Below are 21536 nucleotides of genomic sequence, written 5' to 3' on the forward strand. Positions count from 1 at the left end.
GTCCGCGTGGTTGTCCCACCCACCCAGCCCTTTGATTCCCCACGGGCTCCGCCCGCCCCTGCCATCACCGTGGTCACCCGAACGAGGCGGCAGCTTGATCCGCGTGGTTCTTCCACCCATGGAGACGAACTGCTTGAGGACGGGCATTCGATTCAGGTTGTGGGCTATGGGGTGCTGCGTTCTGTGGTGACCTGGTCTTGAGTGAGGAGTTTGGTGGGTGCGAGTTGGAGGGCGCGGATGCCTGCGCTCAGGACCAGGGGGACGGCTAGGGCTAGGGCCATTGATAGGACGGCGGCGCCTGAGTCGTTGACCAGCATGCCGACTACGCCGCTGACCAGGGCGCCCAGTAGGCCTGCCTTCAGCATGGGGGCTCGTTCGAATGCCACTGGGAGCACGCCGGCGGTGGCCGCGCCGGGGCGGAGCAGGGCGAAGATGAGGAAGGCGAAGGCGGCGATGACGACGGGCATCAGGTTGGGGCTGAGGAGTGTGTGCAGCATCGCTTCCAGTTTGCGGGTGATCACTGGCAGGAAGGTGCCGTCGATCACCTGGCCGACGAAACGGCCTAGGTGGGTCTGCGAGGCTGGGGGGCGGCGGTAGTCGAGGTAGGCGATGGCCATGACGATCACGCCGCCCGCGATGCAGAACGCGCCCAGTTTGATGATCGACACGCGCTTGCCGGCCACGATCAGCGTCGCCACAGCGATGCCGGGGACGAAGGCGATCACTCCGCCGAAGTCGCTGCCGACTCCAGGCCAGCCGTCCAGAATCATGGCGAAGATGCCGAGACTCGCCACCAGGACGACGGCCAGGGTTCGCCGTCCGTGTCGTACCAGTGTGTCGGCGGCGGCTGTGGCGACCAGCAGGACGGCGGTGGCGAGTAGCGCGAACGGGATGTTGCCGAGGCCGTAGTAGCGGGCGCCCACCACGCCGGTGTAGCCCATCACGCCGTTGAGCTGGAGGTGGGTCCCGGTCAGCAGGTCACCGAGCAGGATCGTGGCCGTCACGCCCGCGACAACCCCCAGCGGAAGAAGGACGTTCTCCGCCGAAGCCGAAGCCGAAGCCGAAGCCGAAGCCGAAGCCGAAGCCGAAGCCGAAGCCGAAGCCGAAGCCGACACCGAAGCCGAAGCCGAAGCCGAAGCCGACACCGAAGCCGAAGCCGAAGCCGACACCGGGACCGAAGCCGACACCGGGACCGAACTCGAGGACGGGCCCGACGTCGGGGCGGATGCGGAAATCCGAATCGGCTCAGATGCGGGAATCGCAGTTTGAGTGGGGCTGGGGCGGCGGGTTAGTAGTCGGGGCAGGGTGAGGGCGATGGTCGCGAGGGCTGCCGCGAACGTGATGATTCCGGCGGCCAGGGTCAGGGTGGGGGCTGCGGTGGCGGCCCAGGGTGTGAGGTTGATGAGGTAGGTCGCGGCGGGGATGGACGCGAGGGCGACCGCCGCGATCCGGACCGCGCCAAGGCCCTTGCGGCGGCGGAGCAGGAAGAAGGCGGAGGCGTAGAAGAGGACCTGCAGGACGGCCAGGCAGGTGAAGAAGATTCCGCCCATGTCGCGGATGGTCTGACCGGCGACGTCGGCGGTGCGGAGCCGCTCGACGGCCTTGTCCAGGGCGATCGGCTCGCCGGGGCGCCAGGCCTGGCCGATGGCCGTCGCCGGGATGTCGGCAGCGGTCCAGCCCGCGCTGAGGAGCAGGCTCGTGGTGAGGTCGGGCAGGATGACCATGTCGTCCCGGTGCGTCGAGGCCGCCCCCAGCAACCGCGTCGTGCCCGCCCCCGGCGGCTGCGTTGAGACCGTTTCCGGCAACGGCGTCGCGGTCGTCCCTGGCGGCTGTGTTGAGGCGCCCTCCGGCAATGGTGTCGCGGTCGTCCCTGGCGGCTGTGTTGAGGCGCCCTCCGGCAATGGTGTCGTGGCCGTTTCCGGCGGCACCGGGAGCAACCCGGGGGGCAGCATCGTGACCTGTGGCGACGGGATGCGCATCATGGCGACCCGCAGATGCGGTACGGAACCATGATCGGACAACCCGGCCACCAGCACCGTGAAGGACGATGGCAGCCCGGCCAGTACGGTCCCCACCTGGGTGTCGGCCGTGCGGACGGCGGCGCGTCTGGCCTCGGGGGAGAGCTTTTCCGCCGTCCTGGTGAGCTTTTCGCCGTCCAGGTAGGGCCGGACCAGGCTGTCCACGTCAACGGCGAGGAGCTCGCAGCGGGACCAGTCGGTGACTCGGTCCACGGACGGCTCGTAGAAGTCGACGGCGCCGTTCTCGTCGGAGAGGGCCAGGGCCGCGCCGGGTCCCACCGCCATCGTGCAGCGATCCAGGTGCCGGATGCGGCCGACGGTGCCCGCGGTCGGCACCCCGGCCACCAAGGCGAACCAGCCGAACTCGCGGAGCGCGGGTTCCCGCAGGCTGGTGTCGGGTTCCGGCGGCAGTCCGCAGCGGGAGCCCACCGCCGACCGTACGCCGGCCGAGACGGTCAGCCACCCGTCGTACGGGCAGGTGACGCTGCCCACAGTACGCACCGAGAGCGAGCCGACGGCGCTCTGCCCGGCGAGCCGCCACAGGTTCGGAGTGTCGGCGGCGTTGACGTCGCTCCACATCAGCCCGGGCACCCCGATCAGGGCGACCCGCCCGGCATTGACGGGATTCGCCCCGGCCGGTGCGGCCGTGAACGCCAGGCCGTACAAGATGACGGCCAGCCCGACCAGCGCGCGCCTCACCGAATGACCTCCCCGAACTCGTGAACGGCAAGGGGCACCGTAGGGGCAACCGACCCCCGCCGTCCAGGCGGCGCCGCGCGGGCGCCCGATGAGGTTAGGGAAGGGTGATTTTCACGGTTGCCGGAGCGCTCTCGTTGTGCAGGCGGTCGAGCGCGGTCACGTGGAAGAACCCGCCCGTTCTGAGCTGGTACGCGGGGCGGGCGCTCGCCGGGATGACCGCGACCAGATTGCGCCCGTCGGCGGTGGCGCAGCTGTCCTGCTGGGAGGTCCGGTAGACGGCGTAGGCCCGCGCGCCCGGCTGGGCCTGCCACACGAGCGCGCCGCCGACGGCCTTGAGATCCTCGGGCGCGGCCGGGGTGCTCTTCGGCAGCCCAGCGATCAGCGGCAGCAGCGCGGGACGGGCGTAGTGCTCCTCCTCCAGCCGATCCATCACCTTGAGCGGATTGCCCCGGACCTGCGACGCGCTGAAGTACACATCCCCCTTCACCTCCGGATATTTCCGGTTCAGTGCCAGATGCGCTGGCATCTCACCCGCCTTCGACCAGGCGCCCGCCGTCCCGACCTGATACAACGCCTGCCCGATGTAAAGATCGACCCCGGTCCCGCGCACGGCCTTCGCCCACCACGGCACGAGCACCTTGTAGTCGGCCACCGCCAGCCCCCGCGGCCAGTAGAGCTGCGGCGTCAGATAATCCACCGACCCCGCCTTGATCCACGCCTTCGGATCCGCATAAATCTGGTCATATGCGGACATGCCGCGCGTGTTCGATCCGCTCGGGTCATCGGACTTGTTGCGCCAGATCCCGAACGGGCTGATCCCGAACTTCACATACGGCTTGGTCGTGCGGACCGCCTTCGACACCTGCGCGACCAGCTTGTTGACGTTGCTCCGCCGCCAGTTCGCCAGCGACTTCCCATCCCCATATTTCCGGAAAGCCGCCGTGTCCGCGAACTTCGCCCCACCCCCCGGATACGGGTAGAAGTAGTCGTCGAAGTGCACCCCGTCCACGTCATACCGCCGCACCACATCCTTGATCACGCGCGTGACATGGTCCCGCACCTGCGGCAGCCCCGGATTGTAGTAAAGCCGCCCCTCATGCTTGACCGTCCACTCCGGATGCACCCGCGCCGGATGCCCCGCGGGCAGCTTCGCCGTCTTGTCGTCGTACGCCGCCCGATACGGGTTGAACCACGCGTGGAACTCCAGCCCCCGCTTGTGCGCCTCGTCCACCAGGAACGGCAGCGGATCCCACCCCGGATCCTTGCCCGGCGTCCCCGTCAGGAACTTCGACCACGGCTCCAGCGACGACCGGTAGACCGCGTCCGACGCGGGCCGCACCTGCAGGAAGACCGCGTTGAAGTTGCGCTTCACCGCCGTGTCCAGCAACTTCACATACTCGCTGCGCTGCCGGTCGGGGCTCAGCCCGGTCTTGGACGGCCAGTCCAGATTGTGCACGGTCGTGATCCACATGCCCCGCAACTGGCGCTTGCCGGCCTCGGCCGCGCACGTCGCCGGCGGCACGTTCTCGCCCGTGGCGGTCCCCGGCGTCAACGCGTACGCCACCGAGGCCGCGGACGCGGCGACGGTCGCGACGGCCAGAACCTGACCCACCTGACGTTTCACTGAGCTCACCAAGCCTCCTCGGAGAACGGCTCCTCAGTGTTGCATCGGCGCGGCCATGCTTTGGCCGGAAAAAAGAAATCGACTCGTGATGCGCATGTGACGAAAGGCACCTATGAGCATTGCCCGATCGCCGGCCGCGCGAAACGGCCGGCGTTCGGAAACCCCTTAATCCTCGGTGCTCGCGACTTTGTCCGCGAGATGGGACGGCAGCGGCTCATAACGGAGGAAACCGCGATGGAATGACCCGGTTCCATGCGACATCGACCGTAGATCTATCGCGTATCGCGTGATCTCCAGCTCGGGCACCTCGGCCCGCACCAGGGTGCGCCCGGTGCCCACCGCCTCGGTGCCGAGCACTCGCCCGCGCCGGGAGGACAGGTCCGACATGACGGCGCCCACGTACTCGTCGGCGACGAGCACCGACACCTCGTCCACCGGTTCGAGCAGCAGCGCCGGGACCTTCGCGGCGGCCTCCCGCAGGGCCAGCTGCCCGGCGATCTGGAACGCCATGTCGGAGGAGTCCACCGAGTGTGCCTTCCCGTCGTACAGGGTGACCCGGATGTCCACCATCGGATACCCGGCGACCACGCCGCGGTCCATCTGGGCCCGCACGCCCTTCTCCACCGACGGGATGAACTGGCGCGGCACCACGCCACCGACGATCTTGTCCACGAACTCGAACCCGCCGCCGGACGGCAGCGGCTCCACCTCGACATGGCAGACCGCGTACTGCCCGTGCCCGCCGGTCTGCTTCACGTTGCGGCCCATGCCCTGCGCCCGGCCGCCGAACGTCTCGCGCAGCGGCACCCGCAGCTCGATCTTCTCGACCTCCACGCCGTGCCGCTTGGCCAGCCGGTCCAGCAGCACGTCGGCGTGGGCCTCGCCCATGCACCACAGCACCAGCTGCCGTGTCTCCGGGTTGTTCTCCAGCCGCAACGTCGGGTCCTCGGCCACCAGCCGGGCCAGCGCCTGCGACATCTTGTCCTCGTCGGCCTTGGACTTGGCCCGGATCGCCACCGGCAGCAGCGGCTCCGGCATCTCCCAGGGCCGCATCAGCAGCGGCCGCTCCTTGTCCGAGAGCGTGTCGCCGGTCTCGGCGTGGGCCAGCTTGGCCACCACGCAGACGTCCCCGGCCACGCATTTGGCGATCGGCCGCTGGGTCTTGCCGAGCGGCGAGGTGAGCGCGCCGATCCGCTCGTCCAGGTCGTGCTCGCGATCCGGCACGTGCCCGGATACGTGCACGGTCATGTCCGGGCGCAGCGTCCCGGAGAACACCCGCACCAGGCTGATCCGCCCCACGTACGGATCGGAGGTTGTCTTCACCACCTCCGCCACCAGCGGCCCGTCCGGGTCGCAGGACGGGACGGCGACCGGCTTGCCGTCCAGCGTGGTGACCTCGGGCAGCCGGTGCTCCGGCGGGCACGGGAAGCCCTGCGTGATCACTTCCAGCAGCTCGAGCAGCCCCACCCCGGGCGCGACCGCCAGCACCGGGTGGAATCCGGCCCGCGCGACGGCCTTCTCCAGGTCGTCGATGAGCACCTTGGTGTCGATCTCCTCGCCGGAGAGGTAACGGTCCATGAGGGACTCGTCCTCGCTCTCCTGGATGATCCCCTCGATCAGCTCGCCGCGATACTGCTCGATCAGCTCCAGCTGCTCTGCGTCCGGCTCCCGTTCGGTACGGCTCCCGCCGCCATAGTCGAAGAAACGCTGCGACAGCAGCCCCAGCAGCCCGGTGCCGTTCACCGGCAGGTAGAGGGGGGCGACGCCGTCGCCGAAGGCGTCCTGGCAGGAGGCGAGCACCTCGTCGAAGTTGGCCCGCTGGTGATCGATCTTGGTGATGACGACCGCGCGGGGCATGCCGACGCCCGCGCATTCCTCCCAGAGCATCCGGGTGAGCCCGTCGATGCCCTCGGCGGCCGACACCACGAACAGCGCCGCGTCCGCCGCGCGCAGCCCGGCCCGCAGGTCGCCCACGAAGTCGGCGTACCCGGGCGTGTCCAGCAGGTTGATCTTGATTCCGTTGTGGACCACGGGAGCCAGGGACAGGTTGACCGAGCGCTGTTGCCGTACTTCGACCTCGTCGAAGTCGCTCACCGTGGTGCCGTCCTCGACCCGGCCGGCCCGCTGGATGGCGCCCGTCGCCGCCAGCAGCGCCTCCACCAGGGTCGTCTTGCCCGCTCCGGAGTGGCCGACCAGCACGACATTGCGCACCATGTCCGCCCGATCGGCCGTGGGTGCCCTGCCCGCGGCCCCTGATGTCCCTCCGCTAACTCTTTCCGCCACATCGCCTCCCGGGTCTGAGAAGGTCGCGAGCGGTCGTTCCAGCCCATACGCGCACGTCGCGGGCCGGAGCGGCCGCCCCCGGCCGCAGCTGCGCGCCCTTCCGCACCCCCGGTACTTCAGGCGCGTGTAACCCACCCTTTACCGATGTGCCCCAGATCACAAGACCCTTGCTGTGATTGTGGGTCCCCCCGGATGCCCTACGATCGGACCGCGATGCTGAACGTCCTACGCCCTGTGATCGCCCGAGTCATGACCCCGCTGGGCCGGGTGCTCGCCAAGCACGGCGTCTCGCCGAACGTGATCACCGCGATCGGGACCGCGGGAACCGTCGCCGCCGCGCTCTGGTTCTACCCGCGCGGGCAGCTGGTCTGGGGCACGCTGGTCATCACCTTCTTCGTCTTCGCCGACATGCTGGACGGCGTGCTCGCCCGGCTGACCGGCAGCGGCTCCACCTGGGGCGCGTTCCTCGACTCGACCCTGGACAGGCTCGGCGACGCCGGCATCTTCTCCGGGCTTATCATCTATTTTGTCCTGTTTGACCAGTTTATCCTCGCAGGGGTTGGGCTCTTCTGCCTGGTCTCGGGGGCGCTGGTGTCGTACGCGAAGGCGCGGGCCGAAGGGCTCGGGATGACCGCCAACGTGGGCATCGCCGAGCGCCCGGAACGGCTGCTGATCGTGCTGGTGGCGGTGTTCTGCGACGGGCTCGGGGTGCCGTATCTGCTGGCGGTGGCGCTCTGGGCGCTGGCGGCGGCCAGCGCGGTCACCGTCGGCCAGCGGATGGTCAACGTCTACCGACAGGCGGTCGCCCATGACGCTCACTGACCGGATCGTGGCCGCGGCGTACTCCGTCGGCTGGTCCCTGGTCAAACTCCTCCCCGAACCCCTCGCGGCCCGGCTGTTCCGGGCGATCGCCGACGTGATGTGGCGGCGGCGCGGCAAGTCCGTGCTCCGGCTGGAGTCCAACCTGGCCCGGGTGACCGGCCGGGACAAGACCGACCCCTACCTCCGGGAGCTGTCCAGGGCGGGCCTGCGCTCGTACTTCCGGTACTGGATGGAGGTCTTCCGCCTCCCCGCCATGGATCACCGGCGGATCGTGGAAAGCACCCACGTCACCGACGAGCACCACATCTTCGACGTGCTCGCGGCCGGGCGCGGCATCGTGATCGCGATCCCGCACACCGGCAACTGGGACGCCGCCGGAACCTGGCTGATCGGCCGCGGGCACTCGTTCACCACCGTCGCCGAGCGGCTCAAGCCGGAGTCGCTGTTCGAGCGGTTCGTCGCCTTCCGCGAGGGTCTCGGCATGGAGGTGCTGCCTCTCACCGCCAAGGGCGGCGGCACCGCGCACGCCTTCGGCACGCTGGCCAAACGGCTGCGGGAGGGCAAGGCGGTGGCGCTGCCCGCCGAGCGCGACCTGACCGCGACCGGCGTCGAGGTGGACTTCTTCGGGGCCCGCGCCCGGATGGTGGCCGGGCCCGCCCTGCTGGCCATCCAGACCGGCGCGGCATTGGTGCCCGCGATCCCCCTGTTCGAGGGCAAAGAATGGGGGCTCCAGGTGTACGAGGAGATCCCCGTGCCCGCCGAGGGCACCCGGCAGGAGAAGGTCGCCGCGATGACCCAGCGCATGGCGCACGCCTTCGAGAAGGGCATCGCCGAGCGGCCCGAGGACTGGCACATGCTGCAGCGGCTCTGGCTGGACGACCTGGACCCAAGGTGAGGGTCGGCATCGTCTGTCCCTACATGTGGGACGTGCCCGGGGGAGTGCAGGCCCACGTCCGGGACCTGGCCGAGGCGCTGATCGAGGACGGGCACCGGGTCTCGGTGATCGCCCCGGCGAGCGACGACGCGCCGCTGCCCGCGTATGTGGTGTCGGCGGGGCGGGCGGTGCCGGTGCCGTACAACGGGTCGGTGGCGCGGCTGACGTTCGGGTTCCTGTCGGCCAACCGGGTGCGCAAGTGGATCAGGGAGGGCCGGTTCGACGTGCTGCACGTGCACGAGCCGGCCGTGCCGTCCATCGGGGTGCTGGCCTGCTGGGTCGCCCGCGGCCCCATCGTGGCCACCTTCCACGCCTCCTACCAGCGCTCCCGGGCCATGTCGGTGGCCGCGCCGATGCTGCAGAGCGCGCTGGAGAAGATCACCGGCCGGATCGCCGTCTCCGACGCGGCGCGCAAGACGCTGGTCGAGCACCTGGGCGGCGACGCCGTGCTGATCCCCAACGGGGTGACCGTCAGCCGCTACGCGGAGGCCGAGCCGCTGCCCGGCTGGGGGCCGGACGGCGACGTGATCGGCTTCCTGGGGCGCATGGACGAGCCGCGCAAGGGCCTGCCCGTGCTGCTTGAGGCGTTCACGAAACTCGCTCAGGAACGCCCCCGGCTGCGGCTGATGGTGGCCGGGCCCGGTGACGCCGAGGACGTCTACGCCCGCGTGCCCAAGGAGCTGCACCCCAGGATCGGCCTGCTCGGCCTGGTCAGCGAGGCCGACAAGGTCCGCGCCTACCACTCGGTGGACATCTTCTGCGCGCCCAACCTGGGCGGTGAGAGCTTCGGCATCGTGCTCACCGAGGCCATGTCGGCGGGCGCGCCCATCCTGGCCAGCGACATCCCGGCGTTCCGGCGGGTGCTCGGCGAGGGCCAGGCGGGCGCCCTGTTCGCCACCGGCGACGCCGCCGCCCTCGCCCGCGAGGCCGCGCGGCTGCTGGACGACGCGGCGCTGCGCGCCAAGTTCTCGACCGAAGCCCGCCTGGCGGTCCGCAAATACGACTGGTCCACGGTCGCCCGCGATGTGCTGCGGGTGTACGAGACGGTCGTCGGGGCGCCCGTCATCGTGGAGGACGACGCCTGATGACGACCACGCTGATCCTGGTCGTGGGCGCCATCGTGCTGCTCACGGCCGTCTACATCTCCTGGCGGGCCGGACGTCTGGACCGGTTGCACATCCGCCTGGAGACCGCCCAGGCCGCCCTGGACGCCGCCCTGCTGCGCCGCTCGGCGGTCTGCCTGGAACTGGCGGGGTCCCGGCTGCTCGACCCGGCCACCTCGCTGGTGCTGGCCGCCGCCGCCCACGAGGCCCGTACGGCCGGCCCCGACGAACGCGAACACGCCGAGAGCGACCTCTCGCGCACCTTGCGGGCGGTAGTCGACCAGGAGCGGTTCCTGGAGAAGGTGCACGCGCCGGAACTCCTGGAGGAGCTCGACAGCGCCGTCGCCAAGGTCCTCTACTCGCGCCGCTTCTACAACACCGCCGTCGGGGTCACCCGGATCGCGCAGCGCCGCTGGCTGGCCCGCACGCTCCGGCTGGCCGGGCACACCGACTTCCCGCGCTTCTTCGAGATCGACGACGCGCCCCCGGTAGCCCTCGCGACCGAGTAGCGATTTACCCGCTCTGGCCGATTTCCCAGACAGCCCGGGTAAGCTCTTGCCGTTTCATATCGGGAGGAGACTGTTCGGTGCGGGCAAAACGGGTCATCGGTGCCGCGCTGGCGTCGGGTTTGGCGCTTCTGGCCGCCGCGTGTTCCTCCTCGGACGACCCGCCCGGCAGTCAGCCGCAGGCGGCCAGCGTCACCGAGTCCCCGACCGCCCCGCCCGAGCATCCGTTCACCGGGATGCCGGTCGCGGCCCGCCGCCCGGTGCTCGCCGTCAAGATCGAGAACACCTCGTCGGGCAAGCCGCAGATCGGCGTGGACAAGGCCGACATCGTCTACGTGGAGCAGGTCGAGGGCGGCCTGACCCGGTTGATGGCGATCTTCTCCTCGCGCCTGCCCAAGGAGGTCGGCCCGGTCCGCTCGGCCCGCATCTCCGACCTGCACATCCTGCCCATGTTCGGCAAGCCCGCGCTGGCCTACTCCGGCGTGCAGACCAAGATGATCCCGTTCGTGCAGGAGGCGTCGCTGTTCGACGTCTCCGACAGCGCGGCGCCCGGCGCGTACTTCCGCTATCCGGGCAGGTACGCGCCGTACAACCTGGTCGGCACCCCGAGCAAGCTGCTGCGCCAGGCCGGGAAGGCGACGAAGGCCAAGGACATCGGCTTCGCCTTCTCCGACGAGCCGCCCGCCGGGGGAGTCCCCAAGAAGAGCTACAGCGTGCGCTACCCGGCGGCCAGGTTCACCTTCGGCTGGAGCGAGGCCAAGAAGCGCTGGCTGGTATGGCAGGACGGCGCGAAGGACATGGCGGCCGGTGGCGCCCAGCTCGGCGCGGCCACCGTGGTCGTGCAGTACACCAAGACCGAGCGGTCCCAGTTCCACGACGTGAACGGCAGCTACACGCCGCTGGTGCACTCCACCGGCAAGGGCACCGGTATCGTGCTGCGGGACGGCCAGGCGTACAAGGTCAACTGGGAGCGGCCGAGCGAGGAGGAGGGCACCACGTTCACCACCCCCGACGGCGAGCGCATGACCTTCGCCCGCGGTCCGGTATGGGTGGTTCTGGCGTCCAGGAAGCCGATCCAGCCGTAAGGACACCTTGTCCAAGGTTTCCGGATACCTCTGACAAAGTGGAGCGTCCGGGAGGGCACTGCCCGACGCCTAGGATGGAAATGTCCCGCTTACCAGCAGTGTGAGGTATCGCCGTGTCTACCCCTGAAGTCTCCCCGTCCGTCGGCACCGCCCGCGTCAAGCGCGGCATGGCCGAGATGCTCAAGGGGGGCGTGATCATGGACGTCGTCACCCCGGAGCAGGCGAAGATCGCCGAGGACGCGGGCGCGGTCGCGGTCATGGCGTTGGAGCGCGTGCCCGCCGACATCCGCGCGCAGGGCGGCGTGTCCCGGATGAGCGACCCCGACATGATCGACGGCATCATCGCCGCGGTGTCGATCCCGGTCATGGCCAAGGCCAGGATCGGCCACTTCGTGGAAGCCCAGGTGCTGATGTCGCTGGGCGTCGACTACATCGACGAGTCCGAGGTGCTGACCCCCGCCGACTACGCCAACCACATCGACAAGTGGCGTTTCACCGTGCCGTTCGTGTGCGGCGCGACCAACCTGGGCGAGGCGCTGCGCCGGATCACCGAGGGCGCGGCCATGATCCGCTCCAAGGGCGAGGCGGGCACCGGCGACGTCTCCAACGCGGTCACCCACATGCGGACCATCCGGGGCGAGATCAAGCGCCTCACCTCGCTGCCCGAGGACGAGCTCTACGTGGCGGCCAAGGAGCTGCAGGCGCCGTACGAGCTGGTCGCCGAGGTCGCGAAGACCGGCAAGTTGCCGGTGGTGCTGTTCACCGCGGGCGGCATCGCCACCCCCGCCGACGCCGCCATGATGATGCAGCTCGGCGCCGAGGGCGTCTTCGTCGGCTCCGGCATCTTCAAGTCCGGCAACCCGGCCGAGCGCGCCGCCGCCATCGTCAAGGCCACCACCTTCCACGACGACCCCGACGTCATCGCCAAGGTCTCCCGCGGCCTCGGCGAGGCCATGGTCGGCATCAACGTGGAGGAGATCCCGGCCCCGCACCGGCTGGCCGAGCGCGGCTGGTGACTCACGTGAAGATCGGCGTGCTCGCCCTGCAAGGGGACGTGCGCGAACATCTGCGCGCCCTGGCCTCCGTCGGCGCGCACGGCATGTCGGTACGGCGTCCCGAGGAACTCGAAGCGGTGGACGCCCTGGTGATCCCGGGCGGCGAGTCCACCACGATCTGGAAGCTCGCCGTCGCCTTCGACCTGCTCGAACCGCTCCGGGCGCGGATCAAGGAAGGGCTGCCCGCCTTCGGCTCCTGCGCCGGGATGATCATGCTGGCCGACCGCATCCAGGGCGGGATCGACGGCCAGCAGACCCTCGGCGGCATCGACATGGTGGTCCGCCGCAACGCCTTCGGCCGCCAGGTCGACTCCTTCGAGGCCGACCTCGACTTCGCCGGGCGCGGGCCGCTGCGCGCGGTGTTCATCCGAGCCCCCTGGGTGGAGTCCGTGGGCGCCGATGTCGAAGTGCTGGCCCGCGCTGGCGATAGGATCGTCGCGGTCCGTCAGGGGCCGTTGCTCGCGACGTCCTTCCACCCGGAGCTCACGGGTGACGCGCGGGTCCATTCGTATTTCGTTGAGATGGTAAGGGAGCTCTAGGCGATGTCCGGCCACTCCAAATGGGCGACGACGAAGCACAAGAAGGCCGCGCTCGACTCCAAGCGCGGCAAGCTCTTCGCCAAGCTCATCAAGAACATCGAGGTAGCGGCCAGGACCGGCGGTCCCGACCCGGAGGGCAATCCGACCCTCTACGACGCCATCACCAAGGCCAAGAAGAGCTCGGTCCCCAACGACAACATCGAGCGCGCCCGCAAGCGCGGCGGGGGCCTGGAAGCCGGTGGCGCCGACTGGCAGACCATCATGTACGAGGGCTACGGCCCCAACGGCGTCGCCGTCCTGATCGAGTGCCTCACCGACAACCGCAACCGGGCCGCCTCCGAGGTCCGGGTCGCGCTCACCCGCAACGGCGGCTCGCTGGCCGACCCCAACTCGGTGTCGTACATGTTCAATCGCAAGGGCGTCGTCATCGTGTCCAAGCTGGTCTCCGAGACCAAGGCGGGCCGGGTCGAGCTGACCGAGGACCAGGTGCTCGACGCCGTTCTGGACGCGGGCGCGGAAGAGGTCAACGACCTGGGCGAGTCCTTCGAGATCGTGTCGGAGGCGGCCGATCTGGTGCCGGTGCGCAAGGCGCTGCAGGAGGCGGGCATCGACTACGACTCCGCGGAGAGCAGCTTCATGCCGTCCATCAGCGTGCCCGTGGACGAGGAGGGCGCGCGCAAGGTGTTCCGCCTGATCGACGCGCTGGAGGACTCCGACGACGTGCAGAACGTGTGGGCGAACGTGGACGTCTCCGACGAGATCCTGGAGAAGCTGGACGCCTGAAATTCGTTCGCTCCGGGGTCGCCGGGCGGAATACGGTGGGCGGTTGTGGAGATTCGCGATCTGACCGAGGCCGACCTGGACGCCGTGCTGGACGGCCGTAAGCGGGCCTTCGGGCCCCTGTCCGACAGCTCGGCGGCCCTCTGGCGGAGGTGGGTCCTGCCGTTCCTGGCGGCGGGGCGTTACCTGGGGGCGTTCGACGGGACGCGGCTGGTGGGGACCGCGCGGATCAATCCGTACACGCAGTGGTGGCACGGGTGGCCGGTGTCCATGGGCGGGGTCGCCAGCGTCACCGTGGCGCCGGAGGATCGCGGCCGGGGGGCCGGGCGGCAGATCGTGCTGGCCGCCCTGGAGCGTTGCGCCGAGCTCGGGCACGTGGTCTCCGCGCTCTATCCGGCCGCCACGCACCCGTACCGGCGGCTGGGCTGGGAGCACGCGGGCGCTCAGCCGATCGCGACCATCCCCGCCGAGGCGCTGCGCGCCATCGCCGCCACCGAGCCGGTCAAGGTCCGCCGGATGGGCCCCGACGACGTGCCCGAGCTGATGTCGGTGCTCTCCCGCGTGTACGCGGGCACCCGCGCCAGCGGGCCGATCTCCGCCGACGAGGGCACCTGGCGGCTCTGGCTCGACGACGATGACGACTTCTGCTACCTCGCCGACGACGGGTTCGTGTACTACCGCTGGTCCGGCGAGGACATCGAGGTCGACAACCTGGTGGCCGGGTCCGAGGCCACCGCCCGCGCGCTGTGGTCCCTGGTCGGCTCGCACGCCACCGTCGCCAAGCGGGTCAAGGCCGCGGTCACGCCCGACGACCCGGTCTTCTGGCTGCTCGCCGACCGCAAGCACGACACGGTTGAGCAGCACCGCTGGATGTTCCGCCTGATCGACGTGGCCGCGGCGGTCGCCGCGCGCGGCTACCCGGCCGCCGTCACCATGGACGCCGTCGTCCAGGTCCAGGACCTGCAGCGTCCGGGCAACTCGGGCGCCTGGCGGCTTGAGGTCGCCTCCGGATCCGGTACGGCTACCCGCTCCGATTCCCCCGGAGGACCCAGCCTCGCCATCGGCGGCCTTTCCGCGCTGTACGCCGGGATCCCCACCGCGACCCTGCGGCGGGCCGGCCTGATGACCGGGCCCGCGGAAGAAGATGAGGCGCTGGATGCCGCGTTCGCGGCCAAACCGTACATGATCGACTACTTCTGATCGTGTCCCGCGTGCTTGCGCGGCCCCGGTGGAGTAAAGTCTCCGCCGAACAGGTGTTCGGTGGAGTGGGGGTCTGGGCGTGCTCAGGGTGTTGGGGGTCGATCCCGGGCTGACCCGGTGCGGGCTGGGCGCCGTCGAAGGACGGCCGGGCACACCGCTCAGCCTGGTGGCCGTCGGCGTGGTGCGCACCCCCGCGGACGACGACATCGGCGCCCGGCTGGTCGCCGTCGAGACCGGGATCGAACGGTGGCTGGACGACGTGCGGCCGGACGCGGTCGCGGTCGAGCGGGTCTTCGCCCAGCACAACGTGCGCACCGTGATGGGCACCGCGCAGGCCGCCGCCGTGGCCATCCTCTGCGCGGCCAGGCGCGGGCTGCCCGTCGCGCTGCACACCCCCTCCGAGGTCAAGGCCGCCATCACCGGCAGCGGCACCGCCGACAAGAAGCAGGTCGGCCTGATGGTGACCCGGCTGCTCCGGCTCGACGCGATGCCCAAACCGGCCGACGCCGCCGACGCCCTCGCCCTGGCCATCTGCCACCTCTGGCGCGGCGCGGCCCAGAACCGCCTCGCCGACGCCCTCGCCCGAGCGAAGGGGAAGCCGTGATCGCATCCGTCTCCGGCCGGGTCACCGCCCTCGCCCCCGACTCCGCCGTCCTCGAGGTCGGCGGCGTCGGCATCCTCGTGCACTGCACGCCCGGCACCCTGGGCACCCTCCGCACGGGCGAGGCCGCCCGCCTGTTCACCTCGCTGGTGGTCCGCGAGGAATCCCTGACCTTGTACGGCTTCGCCTCCGACGACGAGCGCGTGGTCTTCGAGATGCTGCAGACCGCCAGCGGCGTCGGCCCCCGGATCGCGCTGGCCATGCTGGCCGTGCACACGCCGAACGCGCTCCGCGTGGCGGTGGCCGCGGCCGACCTCAAAGCGCTCACCATGGTCCCCGGCATCGGCCAGAAGGGCGCCCAGCGCATCGTCCTGGAACTCAAGGACAAGCTCGGCACGCCCGAGGAGGCGGTCAACGCCGCCATCAACGGGGGGCGGCGCGCGCCCTGGCGGGAGCAGGTGCACTCCGGCCTGATCGGGCTGGGCTACTCCACCAGGGACGCCGACGAGGCGGTGGCCGCCGTCGCCCCCGAAGCCGACCTGGAGACCGCGGCCGGGCGCGCCCCGCAGGTAGCCGTGCTGCTCAAGGCCGCGCTCAGATCGCTGAGCGTGCGATGATCGCCCGGCGTGGGATGGCCCCTCTGTGCTGGCGTTCCGCCGGTGGTGTGAATCTTTCAGGCGGGGGGCGGTCGTGAGTTTCGATCGGGAGCTGGTCTCGCCCGACGCCGAAGGCGACGAGCGGGTCATCGAGGCCGCCCTGCGCCCCAAGCGGCTGAGCGAGTTCATCGGCCAGGCGCGGGTGCGCGAACAGCTGTCGCTGGTGCTGCAGAGCGCGCTGCTGCGGGCCAGGCCGCCGGACCACGTGCTGATGAGCGGCCCGCCCGGCCTGGGCAAGACCACCCTGGCGATGATCATCGCGGCCGAGCTGGGCGCCCCGCTCCGGGTCACCTCGGGCCCCGCGCTGGAACGCGCGGGCGACCTGGCCGCCATCCTCTCCACCCTCAGCGACGGCGAAGTGCTCTTCATCGACGAGATCCACCGGATGGCCCGCCCCGCCGAGGAGATGTTGTATCTCGCGATGGAGGACTTCCGCGTCGACATCGTCGTCGGCAAAGGCCCAGGCGCCACCGCCATCCCGCTCGACATCGCGCCGTTCACCCTGGTCGGCGCCACCACCAGGGCCGGGCTGCTGCCCGCGCCGCTGCGCGACCGCTTCGGCTTCACCGCCCACATGGACTTCTACGAGCGGGAGGAGCTGGAGCGGGTGCTGTGGCGCTCGGCCCGGCTGCTCTCGGTGGACCTGCCCGGCGAGGCCGCCGAGGAGATCGCCGGCCGCTCCCGGGGCACCCCGCGCATCGCCAACCGGCTGCTCCGCCGGGTCCGCGACTTCTCCGACGTCCGCGCCGAGGGCCTGATCACCCGGGAGATCGCCTCCGCCGCGCTCAATCTTTACGAAGTCGACGCCGAAGGTTTGGACCGGCTCGACCGCGCCGTCCTCACCGCGCTGCTGCGCCGCTTCGGCGGCGGCCCGGTCGGCCTGTCCACCCTGGCCGTCGCGGTGGGGGAGGAGCCGGAGACCGTCGAGGTCGTGGCCGAACCCTTCCTGGTCCGGCAGGGTCTGCTGGCCCGCACGCCGCGGGGCCGGGTGGCGACCGCCGCCGCGTGGACGCATTTCGGCCTCGTGCCGCCGCCGGGCGCGTTCGGCGCCCTCGACGCGTTCGGGGTCGCCGATGAGGAGTAGTTTCCTCCCTTCGTGACCGGGCACGGGGGCTCGCTGTGGGCGAAAGGCGTACACGGATGCCATAGGGTGTGCTACGGATCACAGATCGGTTGCAAGGGCGTGAAACCCGGAACTTTCCCGCGCGCCTAAACGTGGGTTCGTTGCCGGGCTTCTCACCGCTCGCCTACACTGCGTGGCTTGGCTGGCTGTGTAGGCTGACGTGCTGAGCGGCACATTGGCGGCACTCAGCGGCCTGGCCCGGGCAGGCGTACACCTGTGTGACCTCCGGCGCGTTAGGCCGGTCATCTCGTACCGAAGGAGAGCCCCGTGGAAGGGCTTGCGCAGTTCCTCCCGATCATCCTGTTGATCGTGGTGTTCTACTTTCTGCTCATCCGTCCGCAGCGTAAGCGGCAGCAGGAGCAGGTCGCGATGCAGAACTCCCTCACGGTGGGCTCTCGCGTCATGACGACGACCGGTCTGTTCGCCACCGTGGTCGGTTTCCTGGACGACGACGTGCTGCTGGAGATCGCGCCCGGCGTGGAGACGCGCTGGATCAAGGCCGCCATCGGCCGCGTGATCACCTCGGGCGAGGAGCCGGAGGATCCCGATGAGGTGGACGCCGACTCTGACGCCGAGGACGCAGTGGATGAGGAAACGGTGGTAGACGCCCCTGAGAAGGGGGATCAGAGTACCAAGAAGTCCTGACTCACCTCATTGAAGACCCCTTGACCGAAAGACTGACCACCAGTGGCCCCACCGACAAGTAGCCAGATCAAGCCCGGACGTACGCTCCTGGTGCTGCTGGCGATCATCCTCGCCATGGGCGCGGCGACGATCCTGCAGAAGGCGTTCATTCCGAAGTTCGGCCTGGACCTGGCCGGCGGCACGACGGTGACCCTGTCACCGGAGACGCTGGACAAGAAGGCGCCGCCGGAGGAGAGCCTCAACCGGGCCGTCAACATCATCCGCGACCGCGTCAACGGCACCGGCATCTCCGACGCCCAGGTCGCCAAATCCGGCAGCAACATTCTGATCCAGATCCCTGGGGCCGGTCAGGAACAGGCGGAGAAGCTGGTGACCACCGCCGAGCTCCGGTTCCGCCAGGTGCTGGCCATCGGTCCCGCCCAGGACACGCCGGCGCCGCTGCCCAGCGCGGCTCCCAGCGGATCCCCGGCGGCTTCTCCCGCCGGTTCGCCGCCCGCCGCTTCGTCCGAGCCGTCCGCGAGCGCCAGCCCCGCGGGCCGTGCCCTCTCCAAGGCGCTCACCGCGCCGTCGCCGAGCGGGACCGCCCAGCCCGAGCCCAGCGCGTCGGCCAGCCCGGGCGCGAGCACGGAGCCGTCGCCGCTGGCGACGAGCAGGGCCACCACCCCGCCCGCGGACGACCCGCTGGCCGGGCAGGACCTGAGCGGCATCGACCCGGCCGTGCTCCAGCAGTTCAGGGACCTGAAGTGCTCGGCCACCAACTTCGGCCAGGGCAACCAGGACGACCCGGACAAGCAGTACGCGGCGTGTGACACCAGCGGCCAGATCAAGTACATCCTGGACAAGGCCGCGGTCCGGGGCACCGAACTCGCGGACGCCTCCGCGGGCACCGACCCGACCACCGGCGAATGGATCGTCCAGGTCGACTTCAAGAGCGCGGGCGCCACCCAGTTCGCCGACATCACCCGCCGGATCACCACGCTGCCGCAGCCGCGCAACCAGCTGGCCACGGTGCTGGACGGCGCGGTCATCGTCGCGCCGACCATCAACGAGGCGATCCCCGGCGGCCGGGCCCGCATCTCCGGCGGCTTCACCCAGGTGACCGCCAGCGACCTGGCCGACCAGCTCAAGTACGGCGCGCTGCCGCTGAAGTTCAACACCAGCTCGGTCGTGTCGGTCTCCTCGACGCTCGGCGCCGACCAGCTGCGCGGCGGCCTGATCTCGGGCGCCATCGGCCTCGTGATCGTCATGCTGTACCTGCTGCTGTACTACCGGGGCCTCGGCCTCGTCGGCATCGCCAGCCTCGGCGTCGCCACGGTCGTGACCTACCTGTCGGTCGCCGTGCTGAGCGAGAACGCGGGCTTCCGCCTGTCGCTCCCGCACATCATCGGCCTGGTGGTCTCGATCGGCATCACCGCCGACTCCTTCATCGTCTTCTTCGAACGGATGCGAGACGAGATGAAGGAGGGCCGCCGCTCGATGCGGGCCGCGGTCGAGGTGGCCTGGCGGCGGGCCCGCCGGACCATCCTGGTGGCCGACGCGGTCATGTTCATCGCCGCCGTGGTGCTCTACTTCCTGGCCGTCGGCGACGTGGCGGGCTTCGCGTTCGCGATGGGCCTCACCACGGTCATCGACGTCGTGGTGGTGTTCCTGTTCACCAAGCCGCTGATGTCCCTGGTGGCGCGCACCAAGTTCTTCTCCAAGGGGCACAAGCTGTCCGGTCTCGACGCCGAACGCATGGCCCGCTCCGAGTCTCAGACCATGCAGGAGGCATGATGCCGGGCGTCATCAGCCGCCTCTACCGCGGCGACATCAACATCGACTTCGTCGGCAAGCGCAAGATCTGGTACGGGCTTTCGGCCTTCCTGCTCGTCTTCTCGATCGTCGGGTTGATCGTCAACAACGGCCTCAACCTGGGCGTGGAGTTCCGGGGCGGCTCGGTCTTCGACTTCGCCAGGACGCCGACCTCGTCGGTGGAGTCGGTCCGCGCCACCATGAGCGACGCGGGCGTGCACCAGATCATCGTCCAGGAGGCGGGCACCGCCAACTGGCGGGTCACCACCGAGAGCCTGTCCACGGCCCAGGTGAGCGAGGTCCAGCAGGCCGTCGCCACCGAGTACGGGATCGCGAAGAACCAGGTCAGCTCGCAGGTGATCGGCGCGACCTGGGGCGGTGAGGTCTCCGAGAAGGCCGTCATCGGCCTGATCGTGTTCATGGTCGCGATCATGCTGTACCTGACCATCGCGTTCGAGTGGCAGATGGCCCTGGCGGCCATCGTGGCCCTCGTGCACGACCTGGTGATCACCGCGGGCGTGTACGCGTGGTCGGGCTTCGAGGTGACCCCGGCGACCATGCTGGGCTTCCTCACGATCCTCGGCTACTCGCTGTACGACGCGGTCGTGGTGTTCGACATGATCAAGGAGGTGACCGGGAAGCTGGGCACGTCGGCGAAGATGACCTACACGCAGGCGGCCAACAACGCCCTCAGTCACACCCTGATCCGGTCGCTGAACACCTCGCTGGTCGCGATCCTGCCGGTGGCGGCGATCCTGTTCATCGGCACCACGCTGCTCGGCGCGGGCACGCTGAAGGACCTGTCGCTGGCGCTGTTCGTGGGCATGCTGGTCGGCACCTACTCCTCGATCTGCGTGGCGACCCCGATCCTGGTGTCGCTCAAGGAGCGGGAGCCGCAGTGGCAGGCCCTGGCCCGCCGGGTCGCCCAGCGCGAGGCCTCGGAGGCCAAGCAGTCCACCTCCAAGACCACCGCGAAGGCCAAGACGGAGCCGGTCGGCGCCGCCAAGGCCAAGCCCAAGAAGTAACCTTCCGCTCGCTCGGACACCCCGCGATCCCTGCCAGGGACGCGGGGTGTCCTGCGTTTAAAGCGTGCTGTGTTCATGGCCGATCCTTCGGATCGGCGGGCTTGGCCGCCTTCAGCCTGTGTCTTCCCTCGTCACTCCGGCCGCTTCGCGACCTGCGTTCCTCAGTCCAGACACAGGCGCGGCCAAGCTAAGGTGGGCGGGTGACCGATTGGATCTCACTGATCAGGGACATTCCCGACTATCCCAAGCCGGGCATCCTGTTCAAGGACATCACCCCGCTGCTGGCTGACCCGGCCGCCTTCACCAAGGTCGTCGACGGCCTGGCCGCCGGATACGCGTTCGACAAGGTGGTCGGCATCGAGGCGCGCGGCTTCATCCTGGCCGCCCCGGTCGCGATCCGCTGTGCCGCGGGTTTCGTCCCGGTGCGCAAGAAGGGCAAATTGCCTGCCGAGACACTGGAGGCGTCCTACGATCTGGAGTACGGCTCCGCCACCGTCGAGATCCACACCGACGCGCTCGCCCCCGGCGAGCGGGTGCTGATCGTGGACGACGTGCTCGCCACCGGCGGCACGGCGGCCGCGACCGTGGACCTGGTCCGGCGGACGGGAGCGCAGGTGGTCGCGGTCTCGTTCCTGATGGAGCTGTCCTTCCTCTCCGGCCGGGAGAGGCTGCCCGACCTGGACGTGCGGTCCCTGGTAACCGTCTGATCCCGAGCTCAGAGCCACCACCGATAGACTTGGGGCCTGGACTCGACGTGTAAGGAGTCTGAGTGCCCCGTGATGTGGTCGCCCCCGGCAGCGTGTCCTCCGCCGCGCCCGCGGAGCCCGCGCCGGTGGAGCCGCGCGCGGCCGTGCCGGACCGAGCGGCTGAACGTGCGGCGGAACGCGCGCCGGACCGAGTGCCGGAACGTGCGCCGGAGCGTGCTCTTGGAAGTGAATCCCGCCCGCGTGACGTTGGAGTAGACGACGGGGAAAGGACCGGGGAGAAGACCGGCGACAAGCCCGCGCCGGCCGTGCGACGCAGGCTCGCGCGGTTCGGGGGGCAATG

The 21536-nt window shown here is 70.1% G+C and carries 19 protein-coding genes; 16 read left to right on the forward strand and 3 right to left on the reverse strand.

Going from position 1 to position 21536, the window contains the following annotated elements:
• Positions 1-164: 164 nt before the first annotated feature.
• The 3 genes from Amac_RS54555 to Amac_RS40660 form a co-directional block, all read right to left on the reverse strand.
• Positions 165-2717: a hypothetical protein gene (locus Amac_RS54555; protein WP_174900289.1), complete on the reverse strand. Its 2553-nt coding sequence runs from the start codon at positions 2715-2717 to the stop codon at positions 165-167.
• Between the two features lie 94 nt (positions 2718-2811).
• The gene (locus Amac_RS40655; RefSeq protein ID WP_246269030.1) at positions 2812-4350 is read right to left on the reverse strand and encodes a glycoside hydrolase family 10-like protein; all 1539 of its coding nucleotides are present in this window, start codon (positions 4348-4350) and stop codon (positions 2812-2814) included.
• 156 nt (positions 4351-4506) lie between these two features.
• Positions 4507-6624 (reverse strand): elongation factor G-like protein EF-G2, encoded by a 2118-nt coding sequence (locus tag Amac_RS40660; RefSeq protein ID WP_155359764.1) that lies wholly within the window; start codon positions 6622-6624, stop codon positions 4507-4509.
• Positions 6625-6816: 192 nt separating this feature from the next.
• Between Amac_RS40660 and pgsA the strand changes: the two genes are divergently transcribed.
• The 16 genes from pgsA (at position 6817) to Amac_RS40740 (ending at position 21196) form a co-directional block, all read left to right on the forward strand.
• Positions 6817-7446: a phosphatidylinositol phosphate synthase gene (pgsA, locus tag Amac_RS40665; RefSeq protein ID WP_246269031.1), complete on the forward strand. Its 630-nt coding sequence runs from the start codon at positions 6817-6819 to the stop codon at positions 7444-7446.
• Positions 7433-8341, forward strand: a complete 909-nt coding sequence (locus Amac_RS40670; RefSeq protein WP_155359765.1) for a phosphatidylinositol mannoside acyltransferase — start codon at positions 7433-7435, stop codon at positions 8339-8341. The genes pgsA and Amac_RS40670 overlap by 14 nt, the downstream gene beginning before the upstream one ends.
• Positions 8338-9465: a glycosyltransferase family 4 protein gene (locus Amac_RS40675; protein ID WP_155359766.1), complete on the forward strand. Its 1128-nt coding sequence runs from the start codon at positions 8338-8340 to the stop codon at positions 9463-9465. Before Amac_RS40670 ends, Amac_RS40675 begins: the two co-directional genes overlap by 4 nt.
• Positions 9465-9992, forward strand: coding sequence for a LemA family protein (locus tag Amac_RS40680; RefSeq protein WP_155359767.1), 528 nt, complete (start codon positions 9465-9467; stop codon positions 9990-9992). Before Amac_RS40675 ends, Amac_RS40680 begins: the two co-directional genes overlap by 1 nt.
• A gap of 77 nt (positions 9993-10069) precedes the next feature.
• On the forward strand, positions 10070-11074 hold the full coding sequence (locus Amac_RS40685; RefSeq protein WP_155359768.1) for a DUF3048 domain-containing protein: 1005 nt from the start codon (positions 10070-10072) through the stop codon (positions 11072-11074).
• Between the two features lie 107 nt (positions 11075-11181).
• Entirely contained in the window at positions 11182-12090 is a 909-nt protein-coding gene (gene pdxS / locus Amac_RS40690) for a pyridoxal 5'-phosphate synthase lyase subunit PdxS (protein ID WP_218038478.1), read from the forward strand.
• Between the two features lie 5 nt (positions 12091-12095).
• The gene (gene pdxT / locus Amac_RS40695; RefSeq protein WP_174900290.1) at positions 12096-12668 is read left to right on the forward strand and encodes a pyridoxal 5'-phosphate synthase glutaminase subunit PdxT; all 573 of its coding nucleotides are present in this window, start codon (positions 12096-12098) and stop codon (positions 12666-12668) included.
• Positions 12669-12671: 3 nt separating this feature from the next.
• The gene (locus Amac_RS40700; protein ID WP_155359769.1) at positions 12672-13451 is read left to right on the forward strand and encodes a YebC/PmpR family DNA-binding transcriptional regulator; all 780 of its coding nucleotides are present in this window, start codon (positions 12672-12674) and stop codon (positions 13449-13451) included.
• 45 nt (positions 13452-13496) lie between these two features.
• The gene (locus Amac_RS40705; RefSeq protein WP_155359770.1) at positions 13497-14648 is read left to right on the forward strand and encodes a GNAT family N-acetyltransferase; all 1152 of its coding nucleotides are present in this window, start codon (positions 13497-13499) and stop codon (positions 14646-14648) included.
• 79 nt (positions 14649-14727) lie between these two features.
• The gene (ruvC, locus tag Amac_RS40710) at positions 14728-15252 is read left to right on the forward strand and encodes a crossover junction endodeoxyribonuclease RuvC (RefSeq protein ID WP_155359771.1); all 525 of its coding nucleotides are present in this window, start codon (positions 14728-14730) and stop codon (positions 15250-15252) included.
• Positions 15249-15866, forward strand: coding sequence for a Holliday junction branch migration protein RuvA (gene ruvA, locus Amac_RS40715; RefSeq protein WP_155359772.1), 618 nt, complete (start codon positions 15249-15251; stop codon positions 15864-15866). Before ruvC ends, ruvA begins: the two co-directional genes overlap by 4 nt.
• Positions 15867-15939: 73 nt before the next feature.
• Positions 15940-16989 carry a Holliday junction branch migration DNA helicase RuvB gene (ruvB, locus tag Amac_RS40720; RefSeq protein WP_155359773.1) on the forward strand — a complete coding sequence of 350 codons (1050 nt, stop codon included), beginning with the start codon at positions 15940-15942 and terminating at the stop codon, positions 16987-16989.
• Between the two features lie 306 nt (positions 16990-17295).
• On the forward strand, positions 17296-17673 hold the full coding sequence (yajC, locus tag Amac_RS40725; RefSeq protein ID WP_155359774.1) for a preprotein translocase subunit YajC: 378 nt from the start codon (positions 17296-17298) through the stop codon (positions 17671-17673).
• Positions 17674-17715: 42 nt separating this feature from the next.
• The gene (gene secD / locus Amac_RS40730) at positions 17716-19446 is read left to right on the forward strand and encodes a protein translocase subunit SecD (RefSeq protein ID WP_246269032.1); all 1731 of its coding nucleotides are present in this window, start codon (positions 17716-17718) and stop codon (positions 19444-19446) included.
• Complete coding sequence (secF, locus tag Amac_RS40735) at positions 19443-20489, forward strand: protein translocase subunit SecF (protein WP_307729824.1); 1047 nt, start codon at positions 19443-19445, stop codon at positions 20487-20489. The genes secD and secF overlap by 4 nt, the downstream gene beginning before the upstream one ends.
• Positions 20490-20689: 200 nt before the next feature.
• Positions 20690-21196, forward strand: coding sequence for an adenine phosphoribosyltransferase (locus Amac_RS40740; protein ID WP_155359775.1), 507 nt, complete (start codon positions 20690-20692; stop codon positions 21194-21196).
• Positions 21197-21536: the final 340 nt, after the last annotated feature.

The organism is Acrocarpospora macrocephala, assembly GCF_009687865.1.
GTDB lineage: Bacteria > Actinomycetota > Actinomycetes > Streptosporangiales > Streptosporangiaceae > Acrocarpospora > Acrocarpospora macrocephala.